This is a genomic window from Pedobacter sp. SG908 (genome assembly GCF_011759615.1).
Classification (GTDB): Bacteria; Bacteroidota; Bacteroidia; order Sphingobacteriales; family Sphingobacteriaceae; genus Pedobacter; species Pedobacter riviphilus.
Window position 1 is genome coordinate 3184011 of sequence record NZ_JAAOYY010000001.1, and the last position, 16190, is coordinate 3200200.

The window sequence follows — 16190 nt, forward strand, 5'->3', positions numbered from 1 at the left end:
CTATTATACCCAAATATTGAATAAAATATTTTTTTTAATGCTTATGATTTTATCCGTTATAAAATTATTAAGCCAAAGCCTGTTCAATATCAGCTAAAATATCGTTAATATGCTCTAAACCAATTGATAAACGGATGGAACCTTGCTCAATACCAACTTCGTTACGCTGCTCTTCGGTAAGTTTGCTGTGCGTACTGGTTGCAGGGTGTGTTGCTATAGAGCGCGTATCAGCTAAATTTGCGGAGATGGAGAACATCTGCAAACCGTCCATAAATTTACGTGCAGCATCTATACCACCTTCAACCACAATGGTTACAATGCCTCCACCCTGTTTCATTTGCTTTTTGGCAATATCATACTGAGGGTGTGATGGTAAAAACGGATACTTTACCAGTTTAATTTTCGGATGTTTTTCTAAGTACTCAGCAACTTTTAACGCATTTTCGCAATGGCGGTCCATACGGATGGCCAGAGTTTCTAAACTTTTAGATAAAATCCATGCGTTAAAAGGCGATAACGCCGGTCCGCTGTGGCGGGCAAAACCAATTACATCAGCAATTAATTCTTTAGTACCTAAAATAACGCCTCCCAACACACGACCTTGACCATCAATATATTTCGTAGCTGAATGAATAGAAATGTGTGCCCCAAATTTAATGGGTTGTTGTAGATATGGCGTAGCAAAGCAATTATCAACAACCAGCAGTACATTATGTTTTTTAGCCAGATCGCCTAAAAATTCAAGATCAATGATATCTATACCAGGGTTAGATGGTGTTTCAACAAAAATCATTTTGGTATTAGGCTTAATCAAAGCCTCCCAGTCTTGTGGTTTATCTAAATCTGCATAATCGAAAGTTACACCCCAGTTAGAAAACACATTGGTTAATAACTGATGCGTAGAACCAAAAACAGAACGGCTTGACACCAAATGATCGCCATTTTTTAAGAAAGCACCGAAAGTAGTAAAAATAGCAGCCATACCGGTTGCCGTGGCAAAACCATCTTCTGCACCTTCTAAAAGGCACATTTTTTCGATAAACTCTGATGTATTTGGATTTGAATAACGGCTATATACATTCCCTTCCTTTTCGTTGGCAAACAAAGCACGCATTTCTTCTGCATCTTCAAACTTATAACTCGAAGTCAGATAAATTGGCGATGAATGCTCTTTGTGTAAACTACGTTCGGTTTGAGTGCGTATAGCTATGGTTTCAAAATTTTCGGATTTCATTTTTAAGTATCAAGATTTGAGTATCAAGGGATGGGTATCAAGATTTGAGTATCAAGTATCAAGATTTGAGTATTAAGTATCAAGATGTGGTGTGAGAACAAAACCGTCATCATAAATTTTAAGATTTACTTCTCGATACTTGCTACTTGTTACTTTATCCTCCCAGCCTTGTTATTTGTTTATTTTATAAGTAAAATTAATAGTTGCTGAACGGCCTAAAATGTTCGATACGGAGCAATATTTATCGAAAGTCATTTGTAGTGCTCTTTGTACTTTGGCCTCGCTTAAATCGCCAAAAAGCTCGAAGTTGATGTCGATCACATCAAAAATCGGGGGCATTTCTTCGTCTTTACGTGTGGCGTTGATGGCAATTTTAATGTCGTTTAAGGGTTCTTTTTGCTTAGTAAGTACATTTACCATATCTATACCACTGCAGCCGCCCAAACCAATTAAAAGCATTTCCATGGGCCTAAAACCTTTACCCTCGCCGCCAATAGCAGCTTTTGCGTCCAATTCTACAGTAAAACCACTTTCGTTTTCTGCTTCAAAATTAAATTTACCGCTTTTGCGGACCAGATTGATGTTCATTTTGTTAGTATCAAGTAGTTTGTATCAGGTATCGAGACAATTTACTAACCTTTTCTTAGTATCAAGTAGTTAGTATTAAGTATCAAGGCCATTACTACAAACCTTATTTTTTATTCAATTCTTCTTATTTTTTGCAATAAAACGCTAAGCTCAAAACGCCGTGCACCATGCAAACTAAATATTGTAGAATACTAAATTGTTTTGCTCCAGTTCGGGCAATTTAACCGCTTCGGGGAAAATTGCAAAAACCGACGAGCCGCTACCACTCATTAAAGCGAATGTTGCGCCTGCATCGTATAAACTGGTTTTTATTTGACGAATTTGGGGATACTTTGCGAATACCGATAGCTCGAAATCGTTAATAACCTTATTTTTCCATGTTGTTGGAGGCAAATGTATGATTTCTTTTAACGATTGCAAAGGTTTTTGCGGTTTTACATGCGCATAAGCATCGGCCGTACTAACGTGTACTGGTGGTTTTACCAAAACTTTATACCAGGCTGACAAATCTAGTTCGCACTTTTCAAATTCATCGCCTTTATTAAATGCGTAAACAGGTTTATTTTTGATAAAAAAAGCACAGTCTGCTCCTAACTGGCGGGCGTAACCTTCCATTTTATCAACAGGTATGCCCAAACTGAACTTATCATTTAATAGTTTGATGAGAAAAGCACAATCAGCTGAACCTCCACCCAAGCCTGCACCCACTGGTATGTTTTTCAATAAATTGATCTGCTGTGCAGGAATATCATAATCCTTTTTCACTAATTGATAGGCTTTAAAACACAGGTTATCATTAGGGTTGCCAGGAATATTGATACCATGAATTTTACAAGAGGTTACCTCCGCATCAGTAATTTCGACGGAATCCTTGATATTGATCGGGTAAAAAACAGTTTCAAGGTTGTGGTAACCGTCAGCACGTTTTTCGGTGATATTTAAGCCTAAGTTTATTTTTGCGTTGGGAAAAGATAGCATTCTAGTCGTGAGTCTGTAGTCAATAGTCTTGAGTCCATAATGTCTAATCAAGCTGGAAACTCATTCTACAAACATACAAAAGTGTTTTTTACTGCTTGTGTTTCTTTTCATTTTATATCGCCAGGCTCTTTGGAGCGCAACAGCAGTAATCATCACTCACTTTGTTCCCGTGTTCCGCTTTTACGCTTCGCTTCGTCGTACCTCCTTGCTGCAGGGTAACGCTGCACCCGCGGCTAAGGGGCCAGTGGCTACTTCTATCGGGGTTGATGAAGAAACCGTAAATTACAAACCTGATTGTAGTGGAAAGCCCACAGCGCAGCGAGGACTTGAAATGAAAAGCAGGACAGGTGGCCCGCCATTGGCACAGCACATTCATTTCCAAAAACAATTATCATTACAATGTTAGTAAGTGAACAGTGTGTATAAAAATGATTCCGAACAGCTGATAAATTTTAGATATTTGTAAATTATCAGAACAGTATGAAACAATATTTAGATTTAATGCAGCATGTGCTCGATCATGGCGCTCAAAAGCACGACCGTACCGGTACTGGAACCATAAGCGTTTTTGGATATCAAATGCGTTTTAACCTTCAGGAAGGTTTTCCGATGGTGACTACAAAGAAACTGCACTTAAAATCTATTATTCATGAGTTAATCTGGTTTTTAACTGGCGATACCAATATTAAATACTTAAAGGATAATGGTGTTCGTATCTGGGACGAATGGGCTGACGAAAACGGCAACCTAGGGCCAGTTTACGGCTCGCAATGGAGAAGCTGGCCAACACCAGATGGGCAGCACATCGATCAAATTACCAATATCATCAATACGATAAAGAACAACCCCGATTCGCGCAGGATTATTGTTTCTGCATGGAATGTTGCTGAAATCGAAAATATGGCTTTGCCTCCTTGTCATGCCTTTTTTCAATTCTACGTGGCCGACGGGAAGTTAAGCTGCCAGTTATATCAGCGCAGTGCCGATATTTTCCTTGGTGTACCTTTTAATATTGCGTCTTATGCTTTGTTAACCATGATGGTAGCACAGGTGTGCGGTTTAGAAGCCGGAGATTTTATCCATACCCTTGGCGATGCACATTTATACAACAATCATATCGAACAGGCCAATCTACAATTAAGCCGCGAGCCTAAAGCATTGCCAACCATGAAAATCAATCCTGAAGTGAAAAGCATTTTTGATTTCAAATTTGAGGATTTTACGCTGGAGAATTACGAAGCGCACCCGCATATTAAGGGGATAGTGGCGGTGTAACATTTGTTCACTGGGTCATTAGCCATTGATTCATTTGTCTGAGGTAATTTCAGATACTTGATCTGAAGATTGTTATTCAGAACTATATACCACTATATACCGAATTACAAACAATCCACTTAAAGCTTAATGCTTATATTAAGTATATTGGCAAAAATATAAACAAATCGTAACTCAGTCGTCGATGCATGTCAGAATCAAGCGTAACAAACCATGCTTAATGTGTTATGCAGACACTAATAAACTAATGACCAATGATCAATGAACTAAAACGCCCTTCGCTTTCAATAGCCGTAGCAGTAGGCGAAAATTTCGCAATCGGCAAAAACAACCAGCTTTTATGGCACATGCCGGCCGATTTAAAGTTTTTTAAACAAACCACTTCAGGACACACGGTTGTGATGGGCCGTAAAACCTTTGATTCAGTTGGCAGGCCGTTACCAAACCGCAGAAATATTGTGATTACCAGAGATACCAATTTACAAATCGATGGTGTTGAAGTAGTAAATAGCTTAGATAAGGCTTTAGAGATAACCAAAACAGAAGAAAAACCAGTATTTATTGTTGGTGGAGCGGAGATATACAGACAGGCTTTACCTAAAACGCAAACACTTTATTTAACCACTATCCATCATAATTTCGACGCGGATACTTTTTTCCCAGAAATAGACCGGAAAGAATGGAAAGTTATCAGCAGTGAACCTCACAAAGCAGACGAAAAAAACAAGTACGACTATACTTTTGAGGTTTTGGAAAGGATTAACTCAATTTAACTGCAAAGTACGCGAAGAATTTTGCAAAAAGCGCAACTTTATTTTATAAGCTGTTCGATTCTTCATCGGAATAAAACGGACAGCAGGACAATCGGGGCCGAAGAAACGCGGGTTTTGCTTTTCAACAAAAGATCTATAAATCACCTTAGAACTCATAGATGAAAAGATGCTTCGTGCCTTAGCATGACAGAGGTTGAAAAAGTTGAAACATCAGCCGGGGGAAACTTAATCCCAAAAGCTGCTACAATTGCTTTCCAAAGCAATTTCATTCTAAATTTAGTTCTCCGAAATAAATTCTGCACGATGAATCTCGAAGGATTATTGCCCGATAAAAATTAATGTTAATAAATTATCAATTAAGGGGTTCTATAATTTAAAAATTTAATTAGATTTGCCGACTTGTTAAAAAACAGCGAAAGACAAAATTATTTTAAACAAACAATGCAAGGAAAAGGTTTTATTAAGTTTATAGCGATAGTATTGGCTATCGTTTGTGCGTACGCACTTTCTTTTACTTTGGTAGCATCCAAGGTAGAAAAAGACGCAAAAAACGCTGCGAAGGGTGATTTAGCCAAAGAAAAGGCTTACTTAGATTCGATGGGTACCGTAAAAGTTTATCCAGTTGTTGGATTTACTTATCAAGAGGTAAAAGCGAAAGAGATTAATTTGGGTCTAGACTTAAAAGGCGGTATGAACGTAACGATGGAGATATCGTTGGCGGAGTTGGTAAAATCATTAGCGGGTAACCCTACTGATGCAAACTTCAACAAAGCAATTCAAAACGCACAGATCCAATTAAATGCCGGTGGTAAAGATTACATCAAAATTTTTGTTGATGAATTCGAAAAATTAAGCCCTGGAGTAAAACTTGCAGATTATTTTTCTAATCAGGATAACGCATCTCAGTTAAAACCTAGTGCAAGCAATAGCGATGTTGAATCTTTCTTAGAAAAAGAAGCAACCAGTGCTATCGATCGTTCATTTACAGTTTTACGTTCGCGTATTGATGGTTTCGGTGTAGTTAGTCCGAACATGCAAAAACAAGAAGGTAGCAACCGTATCTTAATCGAAATGCCAGGTGTACAAGATAAAGAGCGTATTGCTAAACTTTTACAAGGTTCTGCCGAATTACAGTTCTGGCAAGTATACCAGGTACAAGAAGTTGCACCATTGTTAGAAAACATTAATAAAATTTTAGCGGCAACATTAAAAACTGATGCACCAGCTGCTAAAGATACAACCGCTGCTCCGGCTGCTGGTGGTAAATTAGCAGGTTTAGAAAAAGCCGCTGCTAAAGATACTACAGCTAAAGGCGGCAAACTTGCTGGTTTAGGTAAAAAAGATTCGAGCGCGGTTAAAGCCGAACTGATTAAATCTAATCCATTGTATGCTGTTCTTAACCTTCCGATTTACCAAGGCCAAAACGGGCAACAACAATTAATGCCAGGTGCAGTTGTTGGTATGTCATTACAAAAAGATACTGCAAAGGTTAATGCTTACTTAAAACTTCCTGAAGTTGCCGCATCTATTCCATCTACGATGAAATTTATGTGGAGTGTTAAACCTAGAGAAGGTTCGAAAATTTTCGAATTATATGCGATTAAAGTAGTTAGTGCCGATGGCAAACCAGATTTAGGTGGTGAGGCAATCAGCGATTCGCGTGCAGATTTTGATCAAAAGGGTAAACCAGAAGTAACCATGTACATGACCAGCGAAGGTTCTGCAAAATGGAAAAAAATTACTGCAGAGGCTGCTGCTGATCCAAACAACAAAAAATCTATTGCAATTGTATTAGATAATCAGGTTTATTCTGCTCCTACCGTGCAGAACGAAATTGCTGGAGGTGTTTCATCAATCACTGGTAACTTTACTCAGGCAGATACTAAAGATTTATCTAACATCTTAAAAGCTGGTAAATTACCTGCTCCTGCACGTATTGCAGGTAGCTACGTAGTTGGTCCAACTTTAGGTGCACAAGCTATTCACGATGGTTTAATCTCATTCGTAATTGCCTTCATCGTAATCTTAATCTTCATGGCGTTGTATTATCACCGTGCAGGTTGGGTTGCTAACTTCGCATTGTTAATCAACTTATTCTTCATCATTGGTATCCTGGTATCACTTGGTGCAGTATTAACCTTACCTGGTATTGCTGGTATCGTTTTAACCATTGGTTTATCGGTAGATGCGAACATCCTTATTTTTGAGCGTGTACGTGAAGAGCTTGCGCATGGCAAGAACACTGCTTCTGCAATTAAAGAGGGCTTTAAACATGCAATGCCTTCAATTATCGACTCAAACGTTACCTTATTTATTTTAGGTGCTATTCTTTACGTTTTCGGTAGTGGTCCGGTTCAAGGTTTCGCAACTACCTTATGTATCGGTATTCTTTCATCATTATTTGCTGCTGTAGCCATTTCGAGAGTAGTTTTCGAATCTTTATTAAACCGCAAAATCGATGTAAGTTTTGATAACAACATTACCCGTAACGCATTTAAAAACATCAGTTTCAACTTTGTTGGCCGTCGTAAAATTTACTATGTAATCTCTACTATCATTATTATTGCTGGTATTGGTATGTATTTCAAAAATGGCGGTTTAAACTTAGGTGTAGACTTTAAAGGCGGTAGAACTTACTTGGTTCACTTCGATAAAGCCGTTAACACTGAAGATTTAAAAACTAAGTTAAACCCGGTTTTCGGTAACGAAACGCCTGAGGTTAAAACTGCAGGAGAAGATAGTCAGGTAAAAATTACCACTACTTTCCACATCGAAGATCAGGATATTAAAACTGATAAAGTTGTAGAGGATGCTTTAAACAAAGGTTTAGCAGGTTCTAAATATGAAATCGTAAGCTCACAAAAAGTAACGCCTATCATTGCAAGTGATATTGTAAACGGTGCTTTCTATGCGGTATTGATCTCATGTTTATTCATGTTTATCTACATCGTAGTACGATTCAAAAAATGGCAGTATGGTTTAGGTGCGGTAATCGCATTGTTCCATGATGTGTTAATGGTATTATCTTTCTACACTATTTTAGATGGTATTATGCCATTCTCATTAGAAATTGGTCAGGATTTTATCGCAGCAATTTTAACAGTAATGGGTTACACCATGACAGAGACTGTTGTTGTATTCGACCGTATCCGTGAGAAATTAAAAGAATCTGGTAAAGAAGATTTACATGGCGAAGCCCGTAACAATTTAATCAACTTCGCGTTAAACAGTACATTAAGTCGTACCATCTTAACCTCATTAACCGTATTTTTCGTGTTATTGGTAATCTTTGTTTTCGGTGGCGATAGCATCCGCGGATTTATCTTCGCGTTGTTAATCGGTCGTATCATCGGTACATACTCATCACTATGTATCTCTACTCCGATCGTAATTGATCTGGGTAGCTCTGCCGAGAAAAAATAAGAGGTTAATTTCTTAAAATATATAAGCGCTCCGATGTATCGGGGCGCTTTTTTTGTGCCCGCTTTTTTACTACGAAGGCACAAAGTTTTTTTCGAAAAGCTAGGGCTGTGGTTCTTCGGTTCCGATAGTCCTGCTGTTCGTTTTATCCCGATGAAGAATCGGGATGCCCACTCCCATCAGGTTTATTTACCTTTAGTCAGTACAATAAACCACAAAATCGCCCTTCGTCATCCCAACGTTATATCTCTGGTAAAACATCAATTGATCAGCTTAAAAGCTCATGTTTTAAACCTTTTGGCTATCTTTTTGTTACATTAGCAATTAGATAAACCGATACAAATGGATTTACAACTTCCTAAAAGCGAATACCCTAGAGTAGTTATAGTTGGCGGTGGATTTGGTGGAATAGAGTTAGCTAAACGTTTAAAAAACAAACCCTTTCAGGTGGTTATGCTCGATAAACATAACTATCATACTTTTCAACCCTTACTTTATCAGGTAGCTACAGGAGGTTTAGAAGCAGATTCCATAGCATTCCCCCTAAGAAAGATTTTTAAAGGTCAAAAGAACCTGATTTTTCGCGTAACCAAAGTTACAGAAGTTAACGCGGCTGAAAACTGTTTACAAACCGACATTGGTAGAATCAATTACGATTATTTGGTTATCGCCACGGGCTCTACCAGTAATTTCTTTGGTAATAAAGAAATTGAGGCCAATGCAATGCCAATGAAATCCATCCCCGAGGCGTTGGATTTGAGAAGTTTGATTTTACAGAATTTCGAAAAATCGCTGATCGAAAAAGATGTACATAAAAAAAGTGCCCTATTAAACTTTGTTGTAGTGGGCGGTGGCCCAACAGGTGTTGAAACCTCAGGGGCTATTGCAGAGCTTAAAAAACATGTTATTCCGAACGATTATCCAGAAATGGATTTTAGTAAGGTGAATATTTACCTGATCGAAAATTCGCCAGAATTACTGGGTGTTATGTCACCACAGGCACAGAAAAAAGCCAAAGATTTCCTTACCGATATGGGCGTTCAGATCATGAACGAAACCAGGGTACTGGGTTATGACGGACATACACTCACCTTACAGGATAAGGCACCAATTTTAAGTTCTACCGTAATTTGGAGTGCGGGTGTTAAAGGACAAGTATTAGCCGGTTTAGATAAAGCTGAAGTGGTAAGAGGTGGTAGATTGAAAACTGATACGCAAAATTTAGTGGTGGGCTATCAAAATGTATATGCCATTGGTGATGTCGCCGCTATCATTGATGAAGAAACGCCTAATGGTCATCCAGGAGTTGCGCCGGCAGCTATTCAACAGGGTCATCATTTAGCGAAAAATCTGATCAACATCAAAGAAAATAAACCGCTAGAGAAATTTAAATACTTCGATAAAGGCTCTATGGCTACAGTAGGCAGAAACAAAGCCGTTGTAGATATTGGAAAAATCCGTTTTCAAGGCGTTTTTGCATGGTTTACCTGGATGTTTGTACATTTAATGACCTTGGTAGGCTTCAGAAACAAGATTATTGTTTTCGTAAACTGGGTTTGGAGTTATTTCAGTTATGATCGCGGGACTCGTTTAATTATCAGAACCTTTGCCAAAGATCGAAGTGTAGATTATAGAGATGAGATACCAGCAGTAAAAGAAGAAGTTAAGGTTTCTTAGTCTTTAGTCTTTAGTCTTTAGTCTTTAGTCTTTAGTCTTTAAGGTAACTTTGATGATAAAAAATTGTTTCCCTTTTCTTTGCAAAAAACTTTGCGCATTTTGCGGTTAAACCAAAGATATGAGCCAAAACAACTTCAAATTAGTAGAGTGTCCACGCGATGCCATGCAAGGATTGCACGATTTTGTTCCAACCGAACTTAAGGTTGAATATTTGAACCTCTTGCTTCAGGTAGGTTTCGATACACTCGATTTTGGAAGTTTTGTATCACCTAAGGCCATTCCACAAATGGCCGATACAGCTGAAGTTCTGGCGCAATTGGATCTAGGCAACACGAATACTAAACTTTTGGCCATTGTAGCCAATTTAAGGGGCATAGAAAGCGCTGCAATGTATCAGCATATCAATTACCTTGGATTCCCCTTTTCTATCTCTGAAACCTTCCAACAACGTAATACCAATTCAAGTATTACACAATCGTTAAGTACGGTAGAAGAAATGCTCTCGCTTTGTGCTAAAAACAACAAGAAAGCGGTCGTTTATCTCTCGATGGGCTTTGGAAATCCTTATGGTGATGAATGGAATTATGAAATTGTAGAAAAATGGGCCGATGTACTCGTGAGTAAAGGTGTGGAGATTTTGTCTTTGGCTGATACCGTTGGCATATCCACGCCGGAAAAGATAGCCACTATATTACCTAGATTAATTTCAAGATTTAACGGCACAGAAATCGGTATTCATTTACACTCCACACCTGCTGAACGGTTCGAAAAGATAGAAGCCGCTTATCATTCTGGCGTAAAACGTATTGATTCAGCTTTAAAAGGTTTTGGCGGCTGCCCCATGGCCGCAGATGACCTCACAGGTAACATTGCCACTGAAGATGTAATTGCCTTTTTGAATGCACAAGGAGAAAGTTTAAGCCTTAATATGGATAAATGGAATGAGGCAATGGTTTTATCGGGGAGAATTTTCGGGTAGGTTTTTCTTAACCAGCAAACACTGATTTACTCACAATAAAGATTACTTTCTAAAAATAATTCGCTTGTCAACATTAAGTGAATAGCAATGATCTCCTATATATAGATTTTCGCGGTAATTAGTTAAAATTAAAAGGAAGAGTGAATCTCACATCAATAAGCTTCCCATCTTGCTTACCAGGTTCCCATTTTTTCATCAATTTTACTACTCGGACTGCCTCAGCATCTAAAAGTGGGTGAACACTTTTAATTACTTCTGGATCGATTACATCACCATCCTTGGTTACAGTAAAGCGAACAACTACTTTACCTCTCACTCCTTCTTTTTCCAATTCCCGTGGATACTTTGTATTTTTTGAAATAAATTCCGATAGTGCAGACATCCCTCCTTCGTAAGATGGTGCTCTTTCTATGAGTGCCATACCTTTTTCACCTGTTACTGAATTTGTTACTTTAACAAGGTCAGGAGCTTTTTTTAACGCACCATTTTCATCCCATTCTACAACGTTGATCATTTTGCCTTTCTTAAAGACAGATTCCATTTTTTTCTTTCCATCTGGATAAAACCAAACAAAATTTCCATCTTTAATATCAGGATTAAGCGAAGAGTATGTCCCCTCCATTTGTGTCGTATCTGTGCTATAAAAATCTTTCACAAAGAAAGTTCTACGATCTGTATTCTCTTTTATAATTCTGTAATAATGTTTATTTGCCTTATCAGTTTTCACCCATTTAGAATCAAAATAGACAGTATCTATTTTCTGGGCCTTTGATACCATTACCATTCCAAAAAATGATAGTATCATAAATGTTCTTTTCATTATTGTGAACTAGATATTTTTATTATTATAAAATCTCATGGTGGAACAATTGCCATTTTTCCAATCGAAATAAATGACTGGCTTAATTTGAGTTATGAAATCGTTTTTTAAGGTAATCTAAACTTTCTTTACCATTTTAAAATGCTGTATACCAGCCTCCTCAAATTGCTCTCCCTCAGCTACAAAACCAAACTTAGCGTACAAACTCATAGCATCTAACTGCGAGTTCAGGTAAATATAATGTGCATCCTCTGGCAGATCAGATAATGCCTCGGCAATTAAGGCACGGCCTACACCCTGTCCTCTAAAATCCTTTAAAACCGCAAAACGCTCCAGCTTATAACCATTATCCGTTTTACGCCATCTGCAGGCACCACAAGGCTGTCCGTTATTGGTTGCCAGAAAATGTGTAGATTCATCTTCATGTTCCCATTCCAATTCGGGCGGACAGTTCTGTTCGTCTACAAATACAATCTTACGGATAGCAAATACTTTATCTAAATCTTCGGGATGATTAACTTTTTGAACGTGGAGACTCATTATCGTGGTGTTTAAAGTGTTTATTCGATTTTAATTTCATTTCATTTAACGCCTCGGCAACATCAATTGAATGCGAACAATGAATATCGGCCTCTTTTTTGGCAAGAGTGGCAATCGTAACGTAAAATTTATGCAATTGATCCAATTCTTTTTCGCTCAAGTCTTCAATATCTACCATCCGGTTACTTGCGCCTTGCTGTGCAGCAATCAGTTCATTCAATTTCAACTGAATGGCCTTACCATCTTTATTCTGCGCTTTCTGGATTAAAAAAACCATCAAAAAAGTAATAATTGTTGTACCCGTATTAATCACCAATTGCCATGTTTCAGAATAATTAAACAAAGGGCCGGTTAATGCCCAAATGATTACAATCGTCGTTGCAGCAATAAATGCAATCGAGCTGCCCGTAAATTTGGTTGCCGCATTAGCGAACCTCTCAAAAAAGTTATTTTTTTTGGTTTCGTTTTTAGATTTTGCCATTACAATTTGTTTGTTTAAATATAACCATAAAACAAACAAAAGCGCCATAAGTTTTTAAACCCATGACGCTTTTATGATTATTGAATGATTGATTTTTTGAATGATTGAATAAAAATCCAATCTTAAAAAACTATCAAAAATTACAGTTTATCGTTAACATTGATACAGTTTAGATCTTCAAAAGCAGTAGTTAAACGCTTAACAAAAGCTTCTTCACCTTTACGTAACCAAACACGTGGATCGTAATATTTTTTATTTGGCTTATCATCGCCATCAGGGTTACCAATCTGGCCTTGAAGATAAGCTTCGTTCTTTTTATAGTATTCTAAAATACCTTCCCAAAATGCCCACTGCATATCAGTATCGATATTCATTTTAATTGCGCCATAAGAAATTGCTTCCCTGATTTCTTCCTGAGTAGAACCAGAACCACCGTGGAATACGAAATTGATTGGTTTCTCTGCACTTAAGCCGAATTTTTCTTTGATAAAATCCTGAGAATTTTTCAAAATTATTGGTTGCAATTTTACATTACCTGGCTTATAAACACCATGCACGTTACCAAAAGCAGCAGCAACTGTAAAGCGGGGAGAAACTTTGCTCAATTCTTCATAAGCATAAGCCACTTCGCTAGGTTGAGTATATAATTTAGAGCTATCTACATCGCTATTATCTACACCATCTTCCTCACCACCTGTAACACCAAGTTCGATTTCGATAGTCATATTCATTTTAGCCATGCGAGCTAAATATTTAGCAGAAATTTCCATGTTTTCTTCGATCGACTCTTCCGATAAATCCAACATGTGTGATGAAAACAAAGGTTTTCCGGTTTCAGCGAAGAATTTTTCGCCGTAGTCTAAAAGTCCATCAATCCAAGGCAATAATTTTTTAGCCGCGTGGTCGGTATGTAAAACCACGGCAACACCATAATGTTCTGCCAATAAATGTACATGTTTAGCAGCCGATACAGCTCCTAAAATACATGCTTGCAATTTCTCGTTATCTAACGATTTACCAGCATAAAACTGGGCACCACCATTAGACAATTGAATCATAACAGGCGAATTTACTGCCTTAGCAGTTTCCATTACTGCATTTACCGTATTGGTACCGGTAACGTTTACTGCTGGTAAAGCAAACTGATGTTTTTTAGCCTGCTCAAACAATTCTTGAACGGCATCTCCGTAAATTACGCCTTTGTAGCCTTTTAAACTCATTTCTTGTTAATTTTATTAAGTCCGAAGTTATAAAAAAAAATAACATTACAAGCTTTTCTTACCACAGAATTATTTGCCTAACAGCAAAATAAAGCCTATTTAGTGTAAAAAACACATTATCCTTAGTGTAAAAAAGACACACCTCAGTTTTCAGTTTGCAGTTGCCAATAACCAAATACCAGTTTTCAATTACCTGCACAATTGGCAATCTACTATCAACCAACTAAACATTGACTATTTTTACATCTAATAAAGGTTCGACTTTATTTTATTTTTCGTTTCTTTGCAATCCAATTCTTCAAAAAATTATATGGCTTGGTTTAAGAGAGAAAAAAAAGGTATCATCACCACAACAGAAGAGAAAAAAGAAGCACCAGATGGCTTGTGGAATAAATGTCCGAATTGTAAAAAACCGCTACATCAGGCAGAACTTCAGGAAAACAAATATGTTTGCCATTACTGCGATTACCACCTGAGAGTAGGCTCAAAAGAATATTTCGAGGTTTTATTTGATAATAACGAGTTTAAAGAGCTGTTCCCTAACCTAACGTCTGGCGACCCTTTGAATTTTAACGATAATAAACCTTACACCGATAGAATTAAAGAAAGTCAGGCTAAAACGGGCTTAAAAGACGCTATCCGTGCCGGTGTTGGTAAAATCGAAGGACAAGACCTCGTAATAGCCTGTATGGATTTCGCTTTTATCGGCGGGTCTATGGGGTCTGTTGTGGGCGAAAAAATTGCAAGATCGATCGATTACAGCATCAAACATAAAATTCCGTTCCTGATGATCTCAAAATCAGGTGGTGCACGTATGATGGAAGCCGCATTTTCATTAATGCAAATGGCTAAAACATCGGCCAAACTTGCTTTATTGGGCCAGGCTAAAGTTCCATACATCTCTTTATTAACCGATCCGACTACTGGTGGTGTGACTGCGTCATACGCCATGTTAGGCGATATTAATATTGCTGAACCAGGCGCACTGATCGGCTTTGCAGGTCCGCGGGTAATTAAAGAAACCATCAAAAAAGATTTACCGAAAGGTTTTCAAACTTCAGAATTCGTTCTGGAGCACGGTTTCCTTGATTTTATTGTAGATAGAAGAGCCATGAAAGCTAAATTGGGCGCTTTTATTAAAATGATGAACAACTAGTTAGTTCATTGGTCTTGGTGCCAAAAAAAATGAATTCATAATATTTAGAAAGCAGGGCTTTAATAACTTCGGTTAGTTCAGTCCTGCTTTTTGCTTCAAGTCCTCGCTACACTCCGAGCTTTACGCGGCAATCAGGTTTATTTAACATGAGCAAGTGGTTCTTTTGAGCGGACCCCATAACGAGTCTATTAAACTCCCCCCAAACTTAATACACATGTGGGCGCAAACTTTAAATCCCCCTAACCTTTCCGAAGAACGCATCCGGCATCAGAAGATTTGGAAGCAAATGCAAATAAATCTTTGTTGCAGTCCGTTTTAATAAGTACTGAAGTAAGAAATCCTACGAGTGTGCAGGAATAAACAAAAACCCACTACCCCTCACACGGCTTAGGATTGTTTTTAAAGGTTTATTTAGGATTTGCGACAAAGATTCGCAAGCCTTGATTTTTGTTTCCTTTTATCAAGAAAAAGAAAGAAGCCCGTCTGGCCAAGACAAAACCGCTACTTTTTTTCTTATTTTTAAACTAACCAAACCATAACTAAAATGAAAAAGATATTCTTATTAATCTCCCTGATCACCGTTACGCTCGCTATACAAGCGCAGGAGAAAAAAGCCAAGGCCCCTTATGATGAAACTTTAGCTAAAAAACTCGGAGCCGATAATTACGGCATGAAAATGTATGTGCTGGTTATGCTGAAATCGGGTACAAACATTACAGAAACAAAAGCAAAAACAGATAGTTTATTTGCAGGCCACATGGCTAACATGGGCAAAATGGTCGAGATGCAAAAACTCGTAGTTGCTGGTCCGATGGGTAAAAACGATAAAAATTATCGGGGAATTTTCATTCTAAACACAAAATCGATCGAAGAAGCCAAACAATTGTTAGAAAGCGATCCGGCAATAAAAGCCAAGTTACTGGAACCAGAATTATATAATTGGTATGGCTCTGCAGCCTTAGCTGAGTATTTGCCATTTCATGATAAGATCCAGAAGAGCAGTTTTTAGTAATGTCTTGCCGGGAATATACAGAGAAAGTGTGATAGCG

General features: G+C 37.9%; 15 protein-coding genes. 8 read left to right on the forward strand and 7 right to left on the reverse strand.

Annotated features, from left to right (window positions below; all coding sequences use genetic code 11):
- Positions 1–67: 67 nt before the first annotated feature.
- From FHT21_RS13080 to ispE, 3 genes are all read right to left on the reverse strand, one after another.
- Positions 68–1234 (reverse strand): aminotransferase class I/II-fold pyridoxal phosphate-dependent enzyme, encoded by a 1167-nt coding sequence (locus FHT21_RS13080; RefSeq protein ID WP_086547091.1) that lies wholly within the window; start codon positions 1232–1234, stop codon positions 68–70.
- A 171-nt stretch (positions 1235–1405) separates the two neighbouring features.
- The gene (locus FHT21_RS13085; RefSeq protein ID WP_167295088.1) at positions 1406–1822 is read right to left on the reverse strand and encodes an OsmC family protein; all 417 of its coding nucleotides are present in this window, start codon (positions 1820–1822) and stop codon (positions 1406–1408) included.
- A 174-nt stretch (positions 1823–1996) separates the two neighbouring features.
- Positions 1997–2800, reverse strand: coding sequence for a 4-(cytidine 5'-diphospho)-2-C-methyl-D-erythritol kinase (gene ispE, locus FHT21_RS13090; RefSeq protein WP_167295089.1), 804 nt, complete (start codon positions 2798–2800; stop codon positions 1997–1999).
- Positions 2801–2897: 97 nt separating this feature from the next.
- On the opposite strand from ispE, the gene FHT21_RS13095 reads away from it, so the two are divergent.
- From FHT21_RS13095 to FHT21_RS13120, 6 genes are all read left to right on the forward strand, one after another.
- Positions 2898–3206, forward strand: a complete 309-nt coding sequence (locus FHT21_RS13095; RefSeq protein WP_167295090.1) for a hypothetical protein — start codon at positions 2898–2900, stop codon at positions 3204–3206.
- A 74-nt stretch (positions 3207–3280) separates the two neighbouring features.
- The gene (locus FHT21_RS13100) at positions 3281–4075 is read left to right on the forward strand and encodes a thymidylate synthase (RefSeq protein WP_167295091.1); all 795 of its coding nucleotides are present in this window, start codon (positions 3281–3283) and stop codon (positions 4073–4075) included.
- A 254-nt stretch (positions 4076–4329) separates the two neighbouring features.
- Positions 4330–4848, forward strand: coding sequence for a dihydrofolate reductase (locus tag FHT21_RS13105; RefSeq protein ID WP_167295092.1), 519 nt, complete (start codon positions 4330–4332; stop codon positions 4846–4848).
- Between the two features lie 441 nt (positions 4849–5289).
- Positions 5290–8271 (forward strand): protein translocase subunit SecDF, encoded by a 2982-nt coding sequence (gene secDF / locus FHT21_RS13110; protein ID WP_167295093.1) that lies wholly within the window; start codon positions 5290–5292, stop codon positions 8269–8271.
- 339 nt (positions 8272–8610) lie between these two features.
- Complete coding sequence (locus tag FHT21_RS13115) at positions 8611–9945, forward strand: NAD(P)/FAD-dependent oxidoreductase (protein ID WP_167295094.1); 1335 nt, start codon at positions 8611–8613, stop codon at positions 9943–9945.
- A 118-nt stretch (positions 9946–10063) separates the two neighbouring features.
- Entirely contained in the window at positions 10064–10924 is an 861-nt protein-coding gene (locus FHT21_RS13120; protein WP_167295095.1) for a hydroxymethylglutaryl-CoA lyase, read from the forward strand.
- 118 nt (positions 10925–11042) lie between these two features.
- On the opposite strand, the gene FHT21_RS13125 is transcribed toward FHT21_RS13120, so the two are convergent.
- The 4 genes from FHT21_RS13125 to fbaA all read right to left on the reverse strand — a co-directional run bounded on the left by FHT21_RS13125 (position 11043) and on the right by fbaA (position 13985).
- Positions 11043–11744 carry an energy transducer TonB gene (locus FHT21_RS13125; RefSeq protein ID WP_167295096.1) on the reverse strand — a complete coding sequence of 234 codons (702 nt, stop codon included), beginning with the start codon at positions 11742–11744 and terminating at the stop codon, positions 11043–11045.
- Positions 11745–11861: 117 nt separating this feature from the next.
- On the reverse strand, positions 11862–12284 hold the full coding sequence (locus tag FHT21_RS13130) for a GNAT family N-acetyltransferase (RefSeq protein ID WP_057933453.1): 423 nt from the start codon (positions 12282–12284) through the stop codon (positions 11862–11864).
- A complete protein-coding gene (locus FHT21_RS13135) occupies positions 12259–12765 on the reverse strand; it encodes a low affinity iron permease family protein (RefSeq protein ID WP_167295097.1) in 507 nt (168 codons plus the stop codon). The genes FHT21_RS13130 and FHT21_RS13135 overlap by 26 nt, the downstream gene beginning before the upstream one ends.
- A gap of 140 nt (positions 12766–12905) precedes the next feature.
- Positions 12906–13985: a class II fructose-bisphosphate aldolase gene (gene fbaA / locus FHT21_RS13140; protein ID WP_167295098.1), complete on the reverse strand. Its 1080-nt coding sequence runs from the start codon at positions 13983–13985 to the stop codon at positions 12906–12908.
- A 310-nt stretch (positions 13986–14295) separates the two neighbouring features.
- Between fbaA and accD the strand changes: the two genes are divergently transcribed.
- Both accD and FHT21_RS13150 read left to right on the forward strand, forming a co-directional pair.
- On the forward strand, positions 14296–15141 hold the full coding sequence (accD, locus tag FHT21_RS13145) for an acetyl-CoA carboxylase, carboxyltransferase subunit beta (protein ID WP_029276271.1): 846 nt from the start codon (positions 14296–14298) through the stop codon (positions 15139–15141).
- Positions 15142–15685: 544 nt separating this feature from the next.
- Positions 15686–16150: a YciI family protein gene (locus FHT21_RS13150; RefSeq protein WP_167295099.1), complete on the forward strand. Its 465-nt coding sequence runs from the start codon at positions 15686–15688 to the stop codon at positions 16148–16150.
- Positions 16151–16190 lie beyond the last annotated feature (40 nt).